The sequence below is a fragment of the Cupriavidus sp. 96C5-1 genome (genome assembly GCF_057798855.1).
The window spans coordinates 530,393-550,252 of sequence record NZ_JBYOJU010000001.1; the positions used below are offsets into that span (position 1 = coordinate 530,393).

Annotated in this window: 18 protein-coding genes; 8 read left to right on the forward strand and 10 right to left on the reverse strand. The window is 67.5% G+C overall.

The window, feature by feature from the left end; genetic code table 11:
- Window positions 1–57 precede the first annotated feature (57 nt).
- On the reverse strand, window positions 58–1,890 hold the full coding sequence (locus tag AC3FOF_RS02430) for an ABC transporter ATP-binding protein (protein WP_017229180.1): 1,833 nt from the start codon (window positions 1,888–1,890) through the stop codon (window positions 58–60).
- Between the two features lie 416 nt (window positions 1,891–2,306).
- On the opposite strand from AC3FOF_RS02430, the gene hutU reads away from it, so the two are divergent.
- The 5 genes from hutU to AC3FOF_RS02455 all read left to right on the forward strand — a co-directional run bounded on the left by hutU (window position 2,307) and on the right by AC3FOF_RS02455 (window position 7,109).
- Window positions 2,307–3,980 carry a urocanate hydratase gene (gene hutU / locus AC3FOF_RS02435; RefSeq protein WP_488725661.1) on the forward strand — a complete coding sequence of 558 codons (1,674 nt, stop codon included), beginning with the start codon at window positions 2,307–2,309 and terminating at the stop codon, window positions 3,978–3,980.
- Between the two features lie 81 nt (window positions 3,981–4,061).
- Window positions 4,062–5,369, forward strand: a complete 1,308-nt coding sequence (locus tag AC3FOF_RS02440) for an MFS transporter (protein ID WP_017224405.1) — start codon at window positions 4,062–4,064, stop codon at window positions 5,367–5,369.
- Entirely contained in the window at window positions 5,366–6,334 is a 969-nt protein-coding gene (hutG, locus tag AC3FOF_RS02445) for a formimidoylglutamase (protein WP_488725662.1), read from the forward strand. Before AC3FOF_RS02440 ends, hutG begins: the two co-directional genes overlap by 4 nt.
- Window positions 6,335–6,417: 83 nt before the next feature.
- A complete protein-coding gene (locus AC3FOF_RS02450; protein WP_017230621.1) occupies window positions 6,418–6,690 on the forward strand; it encodes a type II toxin-antitoxin system Phd/YefM family antitoxin in 273 nt (90 codons plus the stop codon).
- The gene (locus tag AC3FOF_RS02455) at window positions 6,684–7,109 is read left to right on the forward strand and encodes a type II toxin-antitoxin system VapC family toxin (RefSeq protein ID WP_488725663.1); all 426 of its coding nucleotides are present in this window, start codon (window positions 6,684–6,686) and stop codon (window positions 7,107–7,109) included. Before AC3FOF_RS02450 ends, AC3FOF_RS02455 begins: the two co-directional genes overlap by 7 nt.
- Before the next feature lie 92 nt (window positions 7,110–7,201).
- Here the strand turns inward: AC3FOF_RS02455 and AC3FOF_RS02460 are convergent, their stop codons facing one another.
- The 9 genes from AC3FOF_RS02460 to AC3FOF_RS02500 all read right to left on the reverse strand — a co-directional run bounded on the left by AC3FOF_RS02460 (window position 7,202) and on the right by AC3FOF_RS02500 (window position 15,353).
- Window positions 7,202–8,878 (reverse strand): L-lactate permease, encoded by a 1,677-nt coding sequence (locus AC3FOF_RS02460; protein ID WP_035817416.1) that lies wholly within the window; start codon window positions 8,876–8,878, stop codon window positions 7,202–7,204.
- 381 nt (window positions 8,879–9,259) lie between these two features.
- Complete coding sequence (locus AC3FOF_RS02465) at window positions 9,260–9,904, reverse strand: glutathione S-transferase (protein ID WP_017230624.1); 645 nt, start codon at window positions 9,902–9,904, stop codon at window positions 9,260–9,262.
- 180 nt (window positions 9,905–10,084) lie between these two features.
- Window positions 10,085–11,272 (reverse strand): aminotransferase-like domain-containing protein, encoded by a 1,188-nt coding sequence (locus AC3FOF_RS02470; protein WP_017230625.1) that lies wholly within the window; start codon window positions 11,270–11,272, stop codon window positions 10,085–10,087.
- A 36-nt stretch (window positions 11,273–11,308) separates the two neighbouring features.
- A complete protein-coding gene (locus tag AC3FOF_RS02475; protein ID WP_017230626.1) occupies window positions 11,309–11,638 on the reverse strand; it encodes a DHCW motif cupin fold protein in 330 nt (109 codons plus the stop codon).
- A gap of 100 nt (window positions 11,639–11,738) precedes the next feature.
- Window positions 11,739–12,197, reverse strand: coding sequence for a RidA family protein (locus tag AC3FOF_RS02480; protein WP_017230627.1), 459 nt, complete (start codon window positions 12,195–12,197; stop codon window positions 11,739–11,741).
- Between the two features lie 11 nt (window positions 12,198–12,208).
- Window positions 12,209–13,216 (reverse strand): DMT family transporter, encoded by a 1,008-nt coding sequence (locus AC3FOF_RS02485; RefSeq protein ID WP_276264302.1) that lies wholly within the window; start codon window positions 13,214–13,216, stop codon window positions 12,209–12,211.
- Between the two features lie 9 nt (window positions 13,217–13,225).
- Window positions 13,226–13,870 (reverse strand): LysE family translocator, encoded by a 645-nt coding sequence (locus AC3FOF_RS02490; RefSeq protein WP_276264328.1) that lies wholly within the window; start codon window positions 13,868–13,870, stop codon window positions 13,226–13,228.
- A 16-nt stretch (window positions 13,871–13,886) separates the two neighbouring features.
- A complete protein-coding gene (locus tag AC3FOF_RS02495) occupies window positions 13,887–14,603 on the reverse strand; it encodes an alanyl-tRNA editing protein (RefSeq protein WP_488725664.1) in 717 nt (238 codons plus the stop codon).
- A 66-nt stretch (window positions 14,604–14,669) separates the two neighbouring features.
- A complete protein-coding gene (locus tag AC3FOF_RS02500; RefSeq protein WP_276264300.1) occupies window positions 14,670–15,353 on the reverse strand; it encodes a VOC family protein in 684 nt (227 codons plus the stop codon).
- A 103-nt stretch (window positions 15,354–15,456) separates the two neighbouring features.
- Between AC3FOF_RS02500 and AC3FOF_RS02505 the strand changes: the two genes are divergently transcribed.
- From AC3FOF_RS02505 to AC3FOF_RS02515, 3 genes are all read left to right on the forward strand, one after another.
- Window positions 15,457–16,956: an aminotransferase-like domain-containing protein gene (locus AC3FOF_RS02505; protein WP_051078591.1), complete on the forward strand. Its 1,500-nt coding sequence runs from the start codon at window positions 15,457–15,459 to the stop codon at window positions 16,954–16,956.
- 210 nt (window positions 16,957–17,166) lie between these two features.
- Window positions 17,167–19,080 (forward strand): molecular chaperone HtpG, encoded by a 1,914-nt coding sequence (gene htpG / locus AC3FOF_RS02510; protein WP_488725665.1) that lies wholly within the window; start codon window positions 17,167–17,169, stop codon window positions 19,078–19,080.
- A gap of 128 nt (window positions 19,081–19,208) precedes the next feature.
- Entirely contained in the window at window positions 19,209–19,745 is a 537-nt protein-coding gene (locus tag AC3FOF_RS02515) for a DNA-deoxyinosine glycosylase (protein ID WP_488725666.1), read from the forward strand.
- Window positions 19,746–19,860: the final 115 nt, after the last annotated feature.

The following is a 19,860-nucleotide window of genomic DNA, read 5'->3' on the forward strand; positions in this document are numbered from 1 at the left end:
CGCGCTGCTGTTCTTCCAGGAGCGGCAGGCTGCGGACTGATCCCTGCTGGCAGTGGCTTACTCCACGCCGACGAAGCCCCCGGTCTGGTGGGCCCACAGCCGTGCGTAGAGCCCGCCGCGCGCGAGCAGTTCGGCGTGGGTGCCGCTCTCGGCGATGCGGCCGTTGTCCAGCACCACCAGCCGGTCCATGCGCGCGATGGTGGAGAGCCGGTGCGCGATGGCGATCACGGTCTTGCCCTGCATCAGCGTTTCCAGGTTTTCCTGGATGGCGGCTTCCACTTCGGAGTCGAGCGCCGAGGTGGCTTCATCGAGGATCAGGATGGGCGCGTCCTTGAGCAGCACGCGCGCCACGGCAATGCGCTGGCGTTGCCCGCCGGAGAGCTTGACGCCGCGCTCGCCCACCTGGGCATCGAGGCCCGTGGCGCCATGCGCGTCGCGCAGTTGCGGAATGAATTCGCCGGCATGGGCATCGTCCGCCGCGGCCAGCAACTCAGCCTCGCTGGCGCCGGGCCGGCCGTAGCGCAGGTTGTCGCGGATCGAGCGGTGCAGCAGCGAGGTGTCCTGCGTCACCATGCCGATCTGCGCGCGCAGGCTTTCCTGCGTGACGCCGGCAATATCCTGGCCGTCGATCAGGATGCGTCCGTGCTCGACGTCGTACAGCCGCAGCAGCAGGTTGACCAGGGTCGACTTGCCGGCGCCCGAGGGGCCGACCAGGCCGATCTTCTCGCCTGGCCGCACCACCAGGTCGATGTTCTCGATCACGCCTGAGCCCTTGCCGTAGTGAAAGCCCACCCCTTCGAAACGCACCTCGCCGCGGCTCACCTTCAGCGCCTGCGCGCCGTCGCGGTCGGTCACCTTGCGCGGCACCGAGATGGTCTGCAGGCCGTCCTGCACCTGGCCGACGTTCTCGAAGATGCCGTTGATCACCCACATGATCCAGCCCGACATATTGACGATGCGGATCACCAGGCCGCTCGACAGCGCGATCGCCCCCACACTGACATGACCCTCGCTCCATAGCCACAGTGCCAGCCCGGTGGTGCTGGCGATCAGCGCGCCATTGAGCGTGGTCACGGTGAAATCCATGGCGCTGACCATGCGTCCCGACAGCCGCGCCTTGTCGGTCAGGTCGGCCATGGCTTCGCGCGCGTAGTCTTCCTCGTGGCGGGTGTGGGCGAACAGCTTGAGCGTGGTGATATTGGTATAGCCGTCGACGATGCGCCCCATCAGGCGAGAGCGCGCGCCCGTGGCGGCCACCGAGCGTGCCTTCACGCGCGGCGTGAAATACACCATCGCCGCCACGTAGCACACGATCCACGCCAGCAGCGGAATCATCAGGCGCCAGTCGGCCGCCGCGAACAGGTAGAGCGAGCTGGCCGCGTAGATCAGCACGTGCCAGATCGCATCCACCGCCTGCACCGACGAATCGCGCAGCGAGAAACCGGTCTGCATGATGCGCTGGGCGATGCGGCCGGCAAAGTCGTTCTGGAAGAACGACAGGCTTTGCTTGAGCACATAGCGGTGGTTCTGCCAGCGCACCAGGTTGCCCAGGCTGGGATTGATGACCTGGTGCACCAGGATGTCGTGCAAGCCATTGAACAGCGGACGCAGCACCAGCGCCACCGCCGCCATCCATGCGAGTTCGCCGGCGTGCTGCCGGAAGAAGCCGGCGCCGGGCGTTGCCTGCGCCAGGTCGACCAGGCGGCCGAGAAAGCCGAACAGCGAGACTTCGATCAGCGCGCCGGCCAGCCCGACCGCCAGCAGCAGGCCGAAGACGGGCCACACCTCGCGCAGGTAGTAGGCATAGAAGCGCCAGATCTGCGCGGGCGGCTCGGTGTCGGGGAGGGCGCGAAACGGGTCGATCAATCGTTCCAGGAAACGCATCAGCATGGGAGTCCATTGGGTCGCGGCGAGCGCGGCATTCCGGGTTGCCGCGGTGCGGGCAGGAGCCGTATCGATGCCATGGGCACGGTGTTGGGGGGTGCGAGGGCATGCGGCGTATCAGGAGCATGATACAGCGGTTGCGGATGGCGAGATCCGCGCCGGCATGCGGGGATGGGGAATGCGTGGCCCAGTGCCCGGTCAGCGCGCGCAACGCGATCCCGCAGCGGGCGATGGCCGTGCCGCTGTCCCTGAGCGCATCGCCAACCGTCACCAGACAACTTTTACTGCACTTTTCCTGGGCGGCAGGAGACAGCCTCCGGGAATACCCCAATTTCTCTGAACTTGTCTATACAACACTATACATACCTATGACAGATGAACAGACCGGATCCGATCCGGCTGCATTTACCGAAGGAGTTGCCGTGAGCAATACCCACCGCTTTCGCGATGTAGAAATCCGCGCCCCGCGCGGCAGCCAGTTGAATGCCAAGAGCTGGCAAACCGAAGCGCCGCTGCGCATGTTGATGAACAACCTCGACCCGGAAGTGGCGGAGAACCCCAAGGAGCTCGTGGTGTACGGCGGCATCGGCCGTGCCGCGCGCAACTGGGAGTGCTACGACAAGATTGTCGAAACCCTCAAGACCCTGAACGACGACGAGACCCTGCTGGTGCAGTCCGGCAAGCCGGTCGGCGTGTTCAAGACCCACAGCAACGCCCCGCGCGTGCTGATCGCCAATTCCAACCTGGTGCCGCACTGGGCCACCTGGGAGCATTTCAACGAACTGGATGCCAAGGGCCTGGCCATGTACGGCCAGATGACCGCCGGCAGCTGGATCTATATCGGCAGCCAGGGCATCGTGCAGGGCACCTACGAGACCTTTGTGGAAGCGGGCCGCCAGCACTACAACGGCAGCCTGAAGGGCCGCTGGGTGCTGACCGCGGGCCTGGGCGGCATGGGCGGCGCGCAGCCGCTGGCCGCCACGCTGGCCGGCGCCTGCTCGCTCAACATCGAATGCCAGCAGGCCAGCATCGATTTCCGCCTGCGCACGCGCTATGTCGACGAGCAGGCCACGGATCTCGACGACGCGCTGGCCCGCATCGCAAAGTACGCGGCCGAAGGCCGCGCCGTTTCCATCGCACTGTGCGCCAACGCCGCCGAAGTGCTGCCCGAGCTGGTGCGCCGCGGCGTGCGCCCGGACATGGTCACCGACCAGACCAGCGCGCACGATCCGCTCAACGGCTACCTGCCGGCAGGCTGGACCTGGGGCCAGTACCGCGACCGCGCGCAGACCGATCCGGCCGCGGTGGTCAAGGCCGCCAAGCAGTCGATGGCGCTGCACGTGAAGGCCATGCTGGACTTCCAGAAGATGGGCGTGCCCACCTTCGACTACGGCAACAACATCCGCCAGATGGCCAAGGAAGAGGGCGTGGCCAATGCCTTCGACTTCCCCGGCTTCGTGCCGGCCTATATCCGCCCGCTGTTCTGCCGCGGCATCGGCCCGTTCCGCTGGGCCGCGCTGTCGGGCGATCCGCAGGACATCTACAAGACCGACGCCAAGGTCAAGGAACTGATTCCCGATGACGCGCACCTGCACCGCTGGCTGGACATGGCGCGCGAGCGCATCAGCTTCCAGGGCCTGCCGGCGCGCATCTGCTGGGTGGGCCTGGGCCTGCGCGCCAAGCTCGGCCTGGCTTTCAACGAGATGGTGCGCAGCGGCGAGCTGTCGGCGCCGGTGGTGATCGGCCGCGACCACCTCGACTCCGGCTCGGTGGCCAGCCCCAACCGTGAAACCGAAAGCATGCAGGACGGCTCCGATGCGGTGTCCGACTGGCCGCTGCTCAACGCGCTGCTCAATACCGCCAGCGGCGCGACCTGGGTCTCGCTGCACCACGGCGGCGGCGTGGGCATGGGCTTCTCGCAGCATTCCGGCGTGGTGATCGTGTGCGACGGCACGGATGAAGCCGCGGCCCGCATCGCCCGTGTGCTGCATAACGATCCGGCCACCGGCGTGATGCGCCATGCCGATGCCGGCTACGACATCGCCATCGACTGCGCACGAGAGCAGGGCCTGAACCTGCCGATGCTGGGCCGCTGAACGGTTGGCGCGCCGCCGCGCGCGCCCCACAAATCCGCCTCCGAGCAGGAGGCGGGGATTTCAAGCCAGGGAGACTCAATCGTGTCCGTCAACACCACCGTACCCGCCGCAGCGACCGGCAGCGGGGCTGCCCCCGCACCCCTGTCGAAGTTCAAGGCCATCGCCGCCATCACCGTCGGCAACGGCCTGGAGTTCTATGACTTCGTGGTCTACTCCTTCTTCGCCACGCTGATCGGCCGCCTGTATTTCCCGGTATCCGATCCCACCGGGCAACTGCTGCTGTCCTTCGCCACCTTCGGCGTCGGCTTCCTGATGCGTCCGCTGGGCGGCCTGCTGATCGGCATGTATGCCGACCGCGTCGGGCGCAAGCCGGCGGTGGCGCTGACGCTCTGGCTGATGGGCCTGAGCTCGGTGATCTTCGTGGTGACGCCGACCTATGCTCAGATCGGCATGCTGGCGCCGATCATGATCCTGCTTGCACGCCTGGTGCAGGGTTTCGCCATCGGCGGCGAGATGGGCGCTTCCACGGCACTGCTGCTGGAATATGCCGACGACCGCTCGCGTGGCTTCTATACGAGCTGGCAACCGTTCAGCCAGGGCCTGGCGGCGCTCTTCGGCGCGCTGGTTGGCCTGTTGCTCAGCAATGTGCTGGAACAGGCGGCGCTGGAAGCATGGGGCTGGCGCCTGGCCTTCGTGATTGGCATCCTGGTGATTCCGGTGGGCCTGGTGATTCGCCGCCGCCTGGAAGAAACCGCGCCGGCCGCGGGCGAGTCGGAGCGCGGCTCCACGCTGCAGTTGCTGCGTGAGCACGGGCGCGCGCTGGTGGCCAGCATCCTGCTGATGATCGGCGTGGCTTCGTCGACCTACATCGTGGTGTACTACCTGAGCAACTACGCGGTCAGCCAACTGCATATGCCGTTGTCGCTGGGCATCTGGGCAGCCTGCGTGGCAGCCGCCGTGCAAGTGGTGCTGTCGCCGTTCGCCGGCTGGCTGAGCGACCGCGTTGGCCGCCGCCCGGTGGTGCTGTGGTCGCGCGTGGCCCTGCTGCTGATAATCTATCCGGCCTTCGTGCTGATCAACGCCGAGCCTAGCCTGACGCGCCTGCTGCTGGTGGTGGGCTGCCTGTCGGTGCCGATGTCGATGACCTCGCCGGCCTCGATGGTGCTGGTCAGCGAAGTGCTGCCGCAGCGCCTGCGCGCCACCGGCCTGTCGATCGCCTATTGCGTGGCGATTGCCATCTTCGGCGGCTTCGCGCAGTTCTTCTCGACCGAGCTGATCCATCTCACGGCCAATCCGAATGCGCCTGCGTTCTACGTGATCGGCTGCGGCCTGGTTTCGCTGCTCGGACTGGCGATGGTGCCGGAAACGCTGGGGCGCCGACTGTCATGAGTGCGATGGACCCGCTACCCATGGGGCATGAGGCGGCGGCCAGCACCGTCTGGCGTGGCCGCACCGATAGCAACGAGACTGGCGACACGCGCCGGCTGTTCGACGTGGTGCGCACCGGCGGCGGCGAACGCGTACCCGGCGCGCCCGTGCTGATCGGTTTTTGCTGCGACGCCGGCGTGCTGCGCAACCAGGGCCGCGCCGGCGCCGCCGGCGGCCCGCGCGAAATCCGCCGCGCGCTGGCCGGCATTCCCGCCCACGGGCTGGGCGCCTTCCACGACGCAGGTGACGTTACCTGCGTCGATGGCGACCTCGAAGCGGCGCAGCAAGCGCTGGCACAGGCGGTCGCGGCAGAGCTGGCGCGGGGCGCTGCCCCGCTGGTGCTGGGCGGTGGCCACGAGATCGCCTGGGGCACCTGGCAAGGCTTGCGCGCGCACCTCGATGCGCGCGGCGACCATGGCCGCGTGCTGGTGATCAACCTCGATGCGCACTTCGACCTGCGCACCGGCCGTCCCGGCAGTTCGGGCACGCCGTTCGACCAGATCGCGCAGGCATGCCGCGAGCGCGGCCAGCGCTTCGAGTACGCCTGCCTGGGCGTGAGCCGCCTGGGCAATACCGCCGCGCTGTTCGCGCGTGCGGATGCGCTTGGCGTGCACTACGTCGAGGACGTGCAGATGCAGGAGCGGCACCTTGGCGCGCGGCTTGCCGAGCTGCAGGGCCTGATGGACGCGGTTGACCATGTCTACCTCACCATCGACCTCGACGTGCTGCCGGCGGCCGTGATGCCGGCGGTATCGGCCCCGGCCGCTTATGGCGTGCCGCTGCCGGTCGTGGAGGAGGTGGTCGCGCTGGTGCGCGCCAGCGGCAAGCTGCGCGTGGCGGACCTGGCCGAGTTCAACCCGCTCTATGACCGCGACGCCTGCGGCGCACGGGCCGCGGCACGGCTGGCGTACCGGTTGATGGCGTGAGTGTCCTGCCGGCCCACGCATTGGTCCGTCAGTGACGGCGTGTTGTACAATTGAAATGTACATGTCGGGCGGGGAGCATCGCTATGCAGACTATTCCATTCTCAGAGGCAAGAGCGCATCTGGCAGATGCGCTACGCGACGTTGAGCGGGAGCAGGAGCCCCTCCTTATCTCCCGGCGCGGACAGGCCGCGGCGGTGTTGATGTCTTGGGCGCAATACCGGCAGCTTGCCGGATCCTCATCCGGCTTCCTCGCGCGCTTGACGGAATGGCGTAAGGATCATGTGCAACTTGAGGATGAAGTCGGCCCATTTGAGGGTTTGCGTCAAGGCGGCGAGGGACGCGACTTCACATGGTGAACGCCGCAAGCTGGTTGCTGGACACCAACATCGTTTCCGAGGCGATGCGGCCACGGCCGGATGCCGGGGTCATGGCGAACCTGTCTCGATTTGACGGTGAACTGGCCATCCCGGCACCGGTCTGGCACGAGCTTCGTTATGGCTGGCTGCGTATGCCAGAAGGCCGGCGCAAGGACGCGGTCGGCCGTTTTGTACAGGACGTTGTCAGCACCTTGCCTGTCTTGCCTTATGACAACGCTGCGGCGCGGATCCATGCCGATCTGCGCAGTTCGCGCGAGCGGGCCGGGTTCACCTTGCCCTTCGTGGATGGGCAGATCGCATCCGTTGCAATGGCGCACGGCCTGACGCTGGTGACGCGCAATACCAGGGATTTCGCCGAGCTGGACGGCTTGCGGCTGGCGAACTGGTTCGAGGGCTGAGCACCGGGCTATCGCCGCCGCTACTGCCAGCGCTCTGGCCCCGCCCCCCAAAGGGCGGGGCCATTTTCATCATGGCAGCCCGACGCGGCCGCTCAGTGAATCACCATCCGCGTGAACGGATGCACATACGCCTGCAGCGTGATGAACAGTCCCACCAGCACCGCCAGTGCGATCGAATGGAAGAACACGTAGCGCAGGATATCGCCCTCGTGGCCGTACCACTTGGTGGCGGTGGAGGCCACGACGATGGACTGCGCGTCGATCATCTTGCCCATCACGCCGCCGGAACTGTTGGCCGAGGCCATCAGGATGGGCGACAGCCCGAGTTGCTCCGCGGTAGTCTTCTGCAAGCCGCCGAACAGCACGTTGGAGGCGGTGTCCGAGCCGGTGAGCGCCACGCCCAGCCAGCCCAGCATGGTGCCGAACAGCGGGTAGAGCACGCCGGTGTGGGCAAAGGCCAGTCCCATGGTGGCGTCCAGGCCAGAGTAGCGGGTCAGGTAGCCGATGCCGAACATGGCGCAGATGGTCAGCAGCGAGTACTTGACCAGCTTGATGGTCTCCCAGTATTCCTTGATCAGGCGGGGTACCGAATAGCCCATCAGCAAGCCGCCCAGCAAGGCCGAGACGAGAATGCCGGTGCCCGCCATGGACAGCACGTTGAAGCTGAATACGGCGCCTTCGGCGATGGGCTTGGGCACCACCGGCGGCACCTTGAGCACGGCTTTGTCGAGGCCGGGAATGGCGAACTTCCATTGCCACAGGCCGTCCATCAGTTTCTTGAATTCCGGGATGCCCCAGACGAAGACGAACACCGTCAGGATCACCCACGGCATCCAGGCCTTGACCACGGAGATGCTGGCGGAAGCCGTGCTGGCGCGCGCTTCGGCGGCTACGGCTTCGGGGTCGTCGACCTTGGAGTCGTCCTTGCGGCCCAGGATCTTGGTGGAGGTCCAGATTTCCCTGGGCTTCCAGACCTTGAGGAACATCGCCAGCGAACCCATCGAGACCAGCGCGGCGATCACGTCCACCAGCCAGGGGCCATGGTAGTTCGACACCAGGAACTGCGGCACGGCAAAGGTGACGCCGGCCACCAGGATCGCCGGCCAGATCGCCAGCATGCCGCGGAAGCCCGCGAACGCCCAGATCAGCCAGAAGGGCACCAGCACCGAGAAGAACGGCAACTGGCGGCCGACCATGGCCGAGAGCTGCAGCAGGTCCAGGCCGGTGACCGAAGCCAGCCCGATCAGCGGCGCGCCCAGCGCGCCGTAGGCCACCGGCGCGGTATTGGCGATCAGCGCCAGGCCCGAGGCGGCCAGCGGCGAGAAGCCCAGGCCGATCAGGATGGCGCCGGTCACCGCCACCGGCGTGCCGAAGCCGGCCGCACCCTCGAAGAAGGCGCCGAAGCTGAAGGCCACCAGCAGCAGCTGCAGGCGGCGGTCCTCGGTGATGCCGGAGATCGAGTTCTGCAGCACCTTGAAGGAGCCGTTGATGGTGGTCAGCCGGTGCAGGAAGATGATGTTCAGGACGATCCAGCCGATCGGGAACAAGCCCGACACGATGCCCAGGCCGGCAGCCTTGCCCGCCATCTCGGCAGGCATGCCGAACACGGCGGAGGCGATGACCACGCCGACCACCAGCGCCAGCCCGGCCGCGAGGTGGGCCTGCAGATGGAAGAACGCCAGCGCGGCCAGCAGCACGGCGACAGGAACCCCGGCAGCCAGCGTGGATAGCGCCATGCTGCCTAGCGGGTCATAGACTTGACTCCACACGATTGAATCCTCCTCGGGTTGGGCGGCAGGATTGTTTTCTGTTTGCCCGGCCTGCCGTTTTTTTCCTTGTCCTGGCGTGCCGTGCCAGCCGCACGCCCGGCAAACTTCGCGATTCTAAGGATGGGTTCCCGCCGCGCCGCCCAAAATCGGATCACCGGGATCGTGAGCCGGATTCAGGAATCAGGGTTTGCACGGGGGCAGGCTGGCGCACTCGCAATCCTTTAGCCAGAGTACTCCAAACTGCACCATCCGCAAATGTATGCTGGCCGCTTCCGCGGTGGCGGAAGCGGCCAGCAAGGCGGCATGATCGGGCCGGCGCGGCTTGCCGAAGTGCGTGGCGCGGGCAACGGCAGGGGACAGGAGGAGAGGACGGTGCGTCAGTCAGGTCAGCGGCAGTACCAGGATGCCCGTTGCGGCAGGCCGGGCCCGCATGGCGGCAACCCAGCGCTCCAGGTGCGCTCGGGGCTGATGCGCCACCGGCAGTCCAAGCCAGCGGTGGGCGGCGCAGGCCAGCGGGATGTCAGCCATGGTGAAGCGGTCGCCGCAGATGAACTCGCGGTTGGCCAGGGCTTCGTCGAGCCGGGCTGCGAGCGGTTCGGTGCGCGCCAGGGATTGGGCGATCAGGGCCGCGTCGCGTTCTCCGGCGGGCAGCCGCACCAGCTGGCGGAAGGCGTCGGTCATGGCCGGACTGAAGGTATTGGTCTGCCAGTCCATCCAGCGGTCCGCCAGCGCGCGCGCCTTGACGTTCCCGGGCCACAGGGAGTCCTCGCCGTCATGCGCGCAAAGGTAGCGCACGATGGCATTCGACTCCCACAGCACAAAAGGCTCGCCGCCGACATCGGTGCCGCGGAAATCCTCGATCACCGGGATATTGCGATTCGGGTTGAGCCGCACATAGGCTTCGGTATCGAGGTCGCCCTCGCGAATGCCGATGTCGATGCGTTCGTGGTCCAGGTGCAGCTCGCGCGCGCACCAGACTACCTTCTGTACGTTGATCGACGAGAGCCGACCCCAGATACGTAGCACGAAGATCTTCTCCTTATGGCTTGGGCCGCGCCGCGGCCCGGGCTGACGGGTGTGATGGCCGCTATCTTGCCATGAAGCCCGCCGCCGAGAAACCGGTAGGGAGAAGTATCGGTGCCGCGCACCGGGCCGCCGGCCCGGTGCGCATCTGCGCCGCTGGCGCAGTGCCTCAGGCGGCCTTGCTCAGGCTGCCTTGGCTTGAGGTGCTTGCTTGGCGATCGCTGCGCGGAACACTTCGCCGAGGATGGTCACGCCTTGCTCGATGCGCTCCGGCGACACCGTGACGAAGGCCAGCCGCAGCGCATTGCGGCGCGGGTTGCTGGCGTAGAACGGTGCGCCCGGCACATAGGCCACATTGCGCTTGACCGCCTCCTGCAGGATCTCCATGCTGTCCAGTCCTTCGGGCAGCTCCATCCAGATGAACATGCCGCCTTCCGGCGCGTTCCAGGTCACGCCCTCGGGCATGTGGCGGGCCAGCGAATCCAGCATGGCCTGGCATTGCTTGCCGTAGAGCTCGCGGATGGTCGGGATGTGCGTGTCCAGCAAGCCGTCGCGCACCACCTCGTACGCCAGGATCTGCGTGAAGCTGGGGGTGTGCAGGTCGGAAGCCTGCTTGGCCTGGCACAGCTTGAAGTGCAGGTCGGGCGGCGCGATCACGAAGCCCAGGCGCAGGCCGGGGGCGAGGATCTTGGAGAACGAGCCCATGTAGATCACGCCGTCGGGGTTCATCGACAGCAGGCTCGGCAACTGGTCGCCGTGGTAGCTCAGTTCGCCGTAGGGATCGTCCTCGATCAGCAGCACGCCCAGTTCGCGCGCGCGCGCCACCAGCGCCTGGCGGCGCTCCAGCGGCATGCGGCGGCCGGTGGGGTTCTGGAAGTTCGGCAGGGCGTAGAGGAAGCGCGCGCCGGCGGTCAGCTCGGGGGTGAGGGCTTCCGGCAGCAGGCTCTTGTCGTCGCCCGGCACGGAGACGAATTCCGGCTCGAACAGCGAGAAGGCTTGCAGCGCGCCGAGGTAGCTCGGCGTTTCCACCAGGATCGGGCTGCCCGGATCGATCAGCACCTTGGCGATCAGGTCCAGCGCCTGCTGCGAACCGGTGGTGATCAGCACGCGCTCCACGCCGACGTTGTGGCGCTTGGCGATGAATTCGCGCAGCGGCAGGTAGCCTTCGGTGGCGGCGTATTGCAGTGCCGCCTGCGGGTTGCCGGCGAAGATCCGGGCCACCGCCTGTTCCATGGCCGCTACCGGGAAGGTGGCAGGGGAGGGCAGGCCACCGGCGAAGGAAATGACTTCCGGACGCTCGGTGACTTTCAGGATTTCGCGGATGGCCGAGCTGGTCAACTGTTGCGCCCGGCGGGAGATGGCCCAGTTCATGATGTTCTCTTGGTGTGGGAGTCGAGTGGCATCGACTCAGTCAACGATAAAAAGCCGAGCGCCGGTCGGTGTGGACGAACGGTGCGGTTCGGCGTGGTCGGCAACCTGGTAGCTCGTGCCCGCGCGGAGCACGAAGTGCCGGCCGTCTTCCAGCTCGGTATGCAGCTCGCCTTCCAGCACAAAGAGGATGTGCCCCTTGGTGCACCAGTGATCGGCGAGATACCCGGCAGAATACTCCACCATGCGAACGCGGATGTCGCCGAACTGGCGGGTGCGCCAGAGGGCTTCCCCGCTGTCGCCGGGGTGGCGGGTCGGGGTGATATCGGACCAGTCGGTGGTGCCGAAAGGCAGGTTGTCGATGCGCATGTGTGGGGTGGGTGCTTTTGCTTGCCAGAGGCGGAGAGCGGGCCGCGCTGTCCGGCGCGCATGCCTGCCCCCTTTCTTCACTTCACTTTGCTTGCCTTGCTTACTTTACTTCGACGATCATCTCGATCTCGACGCAGGCGCCCAGCGGGATCTGCGCCACGCCGAAGGCGCTGCGGGCATGCTTGCCCGTGTCGCCAAAGACTTCCGCCAGGAATTCCGAGGCACCATTGGTGACCAGGTGCTGCTCGGTGAACTCCTGCGTGGAGTTCACCAGGCTCATCACCTTGACGATGCGGGTGACGCGGTTCAGGTCGCCGCCCAGGTGAGCATGCAGCGTGGCAAGCAGGTCCACGGCGATGGCGCGTGCGGCGGCCTTGCCGTCTTCCGTGGTGAGGTCCTTGCCTAGCTTGCCCACCCACGGCTTGCCATCCTTGCGGGCGATGTGGCCGGAAAGGAATACGGTGTTGCCGGTTTGCGCGGCCATCACATAGGCGGCGGCCGGGGCGCCGGCGGTGGGCAGTTCGATGCCGAGGCGGGCAAGGGTGTCGTAGACGGACATAGGGTCTCCAGTCAGTGGGATCGTCCCGTGGGGAAGGGGTGGGGTTCTTCGACGGCCGGCGTGGGCAGGGAGCCCGCGGGCGCGCTGCGCACGGCGGTTCGGCGGCCCAGCGCCACCACGCCGATCACCGCCACCGCGAAAGCGAGGGTGATGGCATCGAGCGGCTCGGCCAGCATCAGGGCGCCGCCCGCCAGCGTGAGGAACGGCTGCAGCAATTGTATCTGGCCCACGCGCGCCACGCCGCCTTTTGCAAGCCCGCCGTACCAGAACAGGAAGCCGATGAACATCGAGAACACCGACACATAGCCCATGCCGAGCCAGGCGCGCGGCGAGGCGGCGGCGATTTGATCGAGGTGCCGCAGGCCGAGCCATGCCACCGCGGGCAGCAGCAGCGGCAGCGCCACCACCAGCGCCCAGCTGATCGTTTCCAGTCCGCCCAGTTCGCGCGATAGCTTGCCGCCCTCGGCATAGCCCAGCGCGCCCAGCACCATGGCCGCGAACAGCAGCCAGTCGGCATGCTGCAGTCCGCCGGCGCCCTGCCACAGGGCAAAGGCGATCACCAGCGCGCTGCCGATGGCGGCCGACAGCCAGAACGCGGGCGAGGGCCGCTCGCGGCCGAACCAGGCGGCAAAGACCGCGGTGGCCAGCGGCAGCAGGCCGGTAATGATGGCGCCATGGCCGGCCGGCACTTCGCGCATGGCCAGCGAGGAAAACAGTGGGAAGCCGACCACCACGCCGCAGGCGGTCACCGCCAGGCGCCACCACTGGCCGCCGCGGGGCCGGCGCGTGCCGGCGAAGGCGCCGCGCTGCCATAGCAGCGCCAGCGCCAGCAGCGCGGCCACCACGGCGCGGCCAAGTGCGACGAAGGTCGCGTCCAGTTCCGCCACCGCCATGCGGGTGAAGGGCAAGGTCTGGCTGAACACGGCCACGCCGATAAAGCCGAGCAGCATGCCGCCGCCATGGCCGCTATCGTGGGCAGCAGCGGCGCGGTGCGCAACGGGTGCGGATCTGGCAGTCATGGCCGGTCGTCAGTGAAGGGCCGGTCGCCCGGCGAGCGCGATCCACAGCGCGGTCAGCGCGAGCGCCAGTCCCATGCCACGGTTGAACCAGCGGATGCGATGGCCCACCTGCAGCCATTGCCGCAGCGAGGCGCCGATCACGCCGTACACGCCGTTGCTGACAAAACCGAACACGCCGAACACCGCGCAGACCAGCAAGGCCCGGTGCAACGGCGACTGGGCGCCGGCCACGTACGAGGCGGCCGTTGCCAGCGCCAGCATCCAGGCCTTGATATTGGCGTACTGCAGCACCGCCGATTGCCACGCCGACAGCGGGCGCAGCACCTGCTTGTCGGACAGCGTGGTGCTGCGCGCCAGCTTGAGCGCCAGCCACAGCAGGTAAAGCACGCCGGCCACGTGCACCAGCAGCGCCAGCGTGGGGCTGGCCAGCACCAGCGCACCCACGCCGGCCGCGCACAGCGCCAGGATGCTGGCGAAGCCGAACGCCACGCCCACGCAATGGGGCAGGGTGGCGCGCAGGCCGAAGTTGGCGCCGGTGACGGCGGCGATGGTGGTGTTGGGGCCGGGCGTGAACGAGCCCACCGTCATCAGCGACAGCAGTGCAACGAACTGGGCCGCCGACAGCCCGGTCAGCAGGGCAGGGTCAAAGAGCATGGTGGCCATGCCCTTGTCACGCTGCGAACTGCACGACCACGCGGCGGTTGGTACGGCTCTTCTTCTCGATCTTGGTTACCACCACCGGACCGATCTCGCCGGTGGCCGCGACATGGGTGCCGCCGCAGGGCTGGCGGTCCACGCCGGGGATGTCGATGATGCGGATGGCGCCGCTGCCGGCCGGCGGCGCCGCGCCCACGGTGCGCACCAGCTCCGGCTGCGCCGCCAGCGCCTCGGGCGTGATGCGTTCGATGCCGACGCGGCTGTCGGCGCTGATCAGCGCGTTGAGCCGCTCGGTGAGCACGGCTTTGTCCAGCGTGGATTCAGGCAGGTCGAAGTCGATGCGTGCCGAGTCGGGCGAGATGCCGCAGCCGGTCACCGGCACCGGGATCAGCGAACCCAGCAGGTGCAGGCAGGTGTGCAGCCGCATCAGCCGGTGGCGGCGTTCCCAGTCGATGGCGACGGCGACGATGTCGCCAGGCTCCGGCAGCGCGGCGCCAGGCTCGGGCACGTGCAGGATATGGCTGCGATCCGGGGCGTACACCGTTTCCAGCAAGGCAATGGTGGCGCCGTTGGCGAGCTTGAGCGTACCAGTATCGCCCGCCTGGCCGCCGCTGCGCGCGTAGCACACGGTCTGGTCGAGCTCGATGCCGCCGGCGTGCACGGCCACCACGGTGGCGGTGCAGTTGCCCAGATAGGCGTCGTCGTCGAAGCGTTTGTGGGTGGCGGACATCGGTCGGGTCTCCTGTGCGGCAGTGGTTGTTGTCTGGTGCTGGTCTTTCGCTACGGCGCACCTGGGTCAGCGCAGCGTGCGCACGCCGTCGGGCGTTTCTATCTCCGCGCTCAGTTCCGCGAGGGTGGACGCCTCCGGGACGAACGGGCCGCCGCCCAGCCATTGCATGGCTTCGGCAAGCCGGGCCGCCTGCGGATGGCGCGCCCGCAGCGAGCGCAGCGCCAGGCCCTGGTTCGGCAGCCGGGACGAAGGATGGGTCGCTACATCCCACTGGATCAGCGTGGGGAGGATGCCGTCGCCCGGGATCGCGGCGCCACCCACGTCGTCAGCCGGCCATGCCGGCAGGCTGCCGTCTTCGGGCACGGTGATACGCCAGCGCAGGTCGCCGCGGGTCATCGGGATGACCGGCGCGATGCGCCCGGGATACTGCGCCTGCCACAGGGACAGGTCGGTCGGCCGCTCCACCCGCGCGACCCAGTGCAGCAGGAAGGGGCCATGGCGCAGCCGCGCCTGTACCGCCTCGGTGTCCATGCCGAACCAGCGCGGGCGGGCCGGGGGCGGCGCCTCTGGATCGATGGCGATCACCTCCAGGTAGGCCCCGCCGAACAGGCCCAGCAGGCAATTGTGCGTGCCCATGCCCGGGTGCGCACCGCCTGGCTGGGGCGCCACGCCAAGTGCGTCGGCGACGTGCTGCGCCCCCGCGGCAAGCGTGGGGGCGGCGATCACGAGATGGTCGAGGGCGATTGTCATTGTGTGTTGATGGTAGACAAGGTTGTCGGTACAGTACCGATACAGTTATGCAGAACATTCTCAGTACAGTGGCGGGAGCAAGGCAATGAGCAGCAAGGATCCGATGGCGCCAGGCCTCAAGGATAAAGGAGCCGCGGCGGTCACGCCGGCCGCCGAAAAGGCGCGTTCCCTGCGCCTGGTGCTGCCGCCGCCCACCGAGCGCATGCCCGATCCGGTGCCCTCGGCGCAGATGACGCTGGTGGAGCAGCTGACCGAATGGGCGCGGCTGCGCATCGACGAGCGGGTGTTCCGTGCCGGCATGCGCATGCCCTCGATCCGCCAGCTCGCGCAGGAAAAGGGCATCTCCCGCTTCACCGTGGTCGAGGCCTACGAGCGGCTGGTGGCGCTGGGCTACCTGGAATCCCGCCGCGGCTCGGGCTTCTATGTGCGCGAACGGACTCCGCTGGTGACGCCGGTGGCGCCGGTGGCCAACGGTGCGCGCAATATCGACGTGACCTGGCTGCTGCGCAGCATGTTCCACTCGACCGAGCCCTATAAATCGCCCGGCATGGGCTTCTTGCCCAACGACTGGCTCGATGGCGAACTGATCGCCAGCGCGCTGCGCGGCCTGGGCCGCCAGCCGGGCAGCCATTTCCTGGCCAGCGGCACGCCGCAGGGCTTCCTGCCGCTGCGCCAGCAGTTGCGCAACCGCCTGGCGGAGCTGGAGATCGGCGCCACCCCCGACCAGATCGTGCTGACCTCCGGCATCACCCAGGCGCTCGACCTGATTGCCCGGCTCTACCTGCGTCCGGGCGACGCGGTGCTGGTGGGCGATCCGGCCTGGTTCGTCATGTTCGGCCGCTTCGCCGCGCAGGGCGCGCAGCTGATCGGCATGCCCTATACCGCCGAAGGCCCGGACCTGGAGGCGCTGGAGCGTATCCTGCAGGCGCGCCGGCCACGCCTGATGGTGATCAATTCCGTGCTGCACAACCCGACCGGCACCTCGCTGTCGGCCGCCAAGGCCTTCCAGCTGCTGCGGCTGGCCGAGCAGTACGACCTGCTGATCGTCGAGGACGACATCTACTGCGACCTGTGCCCGCCCGGCCACGTCGCCACCCGGCTGGCCAGCCTGGACCAGTTGCGCCGCGTGATCTACCTGGGCAGCTTTTCCAAGACGCTTGCCGCCAACCTGCGCGTGGGCTTTATCGCGGCCCATCCGGAACTGGCCGCCACCCTGACCGACAGCAAGCTGCTGGCGGGCCTGGCCTCACCCGAGATCAACGAGCGTGTGCTTTATAAGGTGCTGACGGAAGGGCACTACCGCAAGCACGTGGAACGGGTGCGCAACCGGCTCGACCGCGCCCGCGACGAGACCCGGCGCACCATCGAGCGGCTCGGCCTGTCCCTGTTTCCCGGCCAGCATGCCGGCATGTACCTGTGGGCGGACACCGGGCGGGATACCAACGCCATCGCCACCGCCGGCCACGAGGAGGGCTACCTGTTCGCTCCCGGCAGCCTGTTTTCACCGTCCCAGATGCCCTCCGGCTGGATGCGCTTCAACGTGGCCAGCAGCCAGGATCCCGGCATGCTGGCCTTCCTGGCGCGCCAGCTGGAGCGGCGCTAGCCGGGATGGCGGCGCGCCGGATCTTGAAAAGCGCGCAGCCGCCCCTATGTTTCCGGACATCGGCCTGACACCGGGCGGCACCGGGGGTGCCACCCGGTGTCGCCAAGCCCCTGTGCGGGCTGGATTCGGGAACCTCTTCGGACGTTTCCGTATCCGATCCGCCACATTGCCAAGATTCCCAAGTCAGCCAAGTTTGCCAAGAGGAGAACCATGACCGCACCGCACGAGACGATGAGCTTCCAGGCGGAAGTGAAGCAATTGCTGCACCTGATGATCCACTCGCTGTACAGCAACAAGGAAATTTTCCTGCGCGAGCTGGTTTCGAATGCTTCCGACGCCACCGACAAGCTTCGCTTCGAGGCGATTGCCAATCCGGCCCTGCTCGAGAACGACGCCGATCTGGCCATCCGCATCGAGGCCGATCCCGCGGCGCGCACGCTGAAGATCACCGACAACGGCATCGGCATGAGCCGCGACGAGGCCATCCGCAACCTCGGCACCATCGCCCGCTCGGGCACCAAGGAATTCTTCCAGCAGCTCTCCGGCGACCAGCAGAAGGACGCTGCCCTGATCGGCCAGTTCGGCGTGGGCTTCTACTCGGCCTTCATCGTGGCCGACAAGGTCACCGTGGAAACCCGCCGCGCCGGCCTGCCCGCCAGCGAAGCCGTGCGCTGGGAAAGCGCCGGCGACGGCGAGTTCAGCGTGGACGCCATCGACCGTGCCGAGCGCGGTTCCACCATCACGCTGCACCTGCGCGAAGGCGAGGACGATTTCCTCTCCGCCTGGAAGCTCAAGGGCATCATCCAGAAGTATTCCGACCATATCTCGCTGCCGATCCGCATGCCCAAGGAGGTGTGGGATGCCGAGGCCAGCGCCTACAAGGCCACCGGCGAGTGGGAAAGCGTCAACCAGGCGAGCGCCCTGTGGACGCGGTCCAAGTCGGATATCACCGAAGAGCAGTACACCGCCTTCTACCAGCACATCGCGCACGACAACGAAGCGCCGCTGGCCTACACCCACAACCGCGTCGAAGGCCGCAGCGAATACACCCAGCTGCTGTACGTGCCGGCACGCGCGCCGTTCGACCTGTGGGACCGCAACCACAAGGGCGGCCTCAAGCTCTACGTCAAGCGCGTCTTCATCATGGACGAAGCCGAGCAGCTGCTGCCGTCCTACCTGCGCTTCGTCAAGGGGGTGGTGGATTCGGCCGACCTGCCGCTCAATGTCTCGCGCGAACTGCTGCAGGAAAGCCGCGACGTGAAGGCGATCCGCGAAGGCTGCACCAAGCGCGTGCTGTCGATGCTGGAAACGCTGGCCGACAGCGAGGACGAAGCCGAACGCGCCAAGTACACCACCTTCTGGCAGCAGTTCGGCCAGGCGCTCAAGGAAGGCCTGGGCGAGGACGCCGGCAACCTGGAGCGTATCTCCAAGCTGCTGCGCTTCGCCTCCACGCACCAGGACAACGCCGAGCAGAGCGTGGCGCTGGCCGCGTACGTCGCCCGCATGAAGGAAGGCCAGGACAAGATCTACTACGTCACGGCCGATAGCTGGGCCGCGGCCAAGTCGAGCCCGCACCTGGAAGTGTTCCGCAAGAAGGGCATCGAGGTGCTGCTGCTGACCGACCGCGTGGACGAGTGGATGCTGTCCTTCCTGCGCGAGTTCGACGGCAAGGAACTGGTCTCGGTGGCCCGCGGCGACCTGGAGCTGGGCACGCTGGCCGATGCCGACGAAAAGGCCGAGCAGGAAAAGGCCGAAGGCGACTGGAAGGACGTGCTGGAGCGCGCCAAGACCGTGCTGGACGGCAAGGCCAAGGACGTGCGCGTGACGCTGCGCCTGACCGAGTCGGCCTCCTGCCTGGTTTCCGACGAAGGCGACATGAGCGGCTACCTGCAGCGCCTGCTGAAGCAGGCCGGCCAGAAGGCGCCGGACGCCCAGCCCATCCTGGAACTGAACCCGGACCACGCGCTCGTGCAGAAGCTGCGCGCGCTGGCGGAAGCGGGCCCCGCCGACGACGCCTTCGGCGACCGCGTGCATGTGCTGTTCGACCAGGCCCTGCTGTCCGAGGGCGGCACGCTCGAGGACCCGTCGGCCTACGTGCGCCGCATCAACAAGCTGCTGGCGTAGCCGTAGCCAGTGGTTTGCGCTCCTCTCCCGCGTGCGGGGGAGGAGCCCGGGGGAGCGGCGCTGGCGGCAAGCCGCGCCAGCGCTGGTCGGCCCCCGGCCAGCCGGTCCTCGCGCGGTACACTCATGCCATGCCAGTCCCAGACGCTTGCCCCGCCTCCCCGCCGAATCTTCCCCCCGATCTCCAGCAAGGCCTGGCCCCGGTCATCGACCGGCACACCCGCGTGCTGGTGCTGGGCAGTTTTCCCGGCGCAGCCTCCCTGGCGGCGCAACAGTACTACGCCCATCCACGCAACCAGTTCTGGCCCCTTCTTGGCGCGCTGACCGGCGAGCCGCTGGCCGAGCTGCCGTATGCCGAGCGGCTGGTGCGGCTGCTGGCGCATCGCATAGGGGTCTGGGATGTTCTTGGCGCCTGCGTGCGCGAGGGTAGCCTCGATAGCAATATCCGCTATCCGCAGGCCAACGATTTCGCGCGGCTGCGTTCTCTGGCGCCTGAGTTGCATCGCGTCGGTTTCAACGGGGGTACTTCGGGCCGTTTCGCCGTGCAGTTTGCGCAGGCCGGCTACGAGACGGTGGTGCTGCCCTCGTCGAGTCCTGCGCACGCAGCGCGGAGTTTCGAGCAGAAGCTGGAGTCGTGGCGCGGGCTTCTGTCACAATCTCTCCCGTAAGAGTAAGCAGGCGCGAACGCTTCCCGGCAAGGCAGCCAGGGGTGGTTTCGTACGTTTTTGGCCTCTGCTGTGATGGTATGCAGGTGCCGGGGTATCAGGTAGATGGGACACCAGC

Coding starts and splice junctions, on each gene's coding strand:
- AC3FOF_RS02515 (WP_488725666.1), top strand. CDS start 19,209: ATGCCAGTCCCAGACGCTTGCCCCGCCTCCCCGCCGAATCTTCCCCCC.
- AC3FOF_RS02430 (WP_017229180.1), bottom strand. CDS start 1,890: ATGCTGATGCGTTTCCTGGAACGATTGATCGACCCGTTTCGCGCCCTC.
- AC3FOF_RS02505 (WP_051078591.1), top strand. CDS start 15,457: ATGGCGCCAGGCCTCAAGGATAAAGGAGCCGCGGCGGTCACGCCGGCC.
- AC3FOF_RS02450 (WP_017230621.1), top strand. CDS start 6,418: ATGCAGACTATTCCATTCTCAGAGGCAAGAGCGCATCTGGCAGATGCG.
- hutG (WP_488725662.1), top strand. CDS start 5,366: ATGAGTGCGATGGACCCGCTACCCATGGGGCATGAGGCGGCGGCCAGC.
- htpG (WP_488725665.1), top strand. CDS start 17,167: ATGACCGCACCGCACGAGACGATGAGCTTCCAGGCGGAAGTGAAGCAA.
- AC3FOF_RS02455 (WP_488725663.1), top strand. CDS start 6,684: ATGGTGAACGCCGCAAGCTGGTTGCTGGACACCAACATCGTTTCCGAG.
- AC3FOF_RS02495 (WP_488725664.1), bottom strand. CDS start 14,603: ATGTCCGCCACCCACAAACGCTTCGACGACGACGCCTATCTGGGCAAC.
- AC3FOF_RS02480 (WP_017230627.1), bottom strand. CDS start 12,197: ATGTCCGTCTACGACACCCTTGCCCGCCTCGGCATCGAACTGCCCACC.
- AC3FOF_RS02470 (WP_017230625.1), bottom strand. CDS start 11,272: ATGAACTGGGCCATCTCCCGCCGGGCGCAACAGTTGACCAGCTCGGCC.
- AC3FOF_RS02485 (WP_276264302.1), bottom strand. CDS start 13,216: ATGACTGCCAGATCCGCACCCGTTGCGCACCGCGCCGCTGCTGCCCAC.
- AC3FOF_RS02490 (WP_276264328.1), bottom strand. CDS start 13,870: ATGCTCTTTGACCCTGCCCTGCTGACCGGGCTGTCGGCGGCCCAGTTC.
- AC3FOF_RS02475 (WP_017230626.1), bottom strand. CDS start 11,638: ATGCGCATCGACAACCTGCCTTTCGGCACCACCGACTGGTCCGATATC.
- AC3FOF_RS02500 (WP_276264300.1), bottom strand. CDS start 15,353: ATGACAATCGCCCTCGACCATCTCGTGATCGCCGCCCCCACGCTTGCC.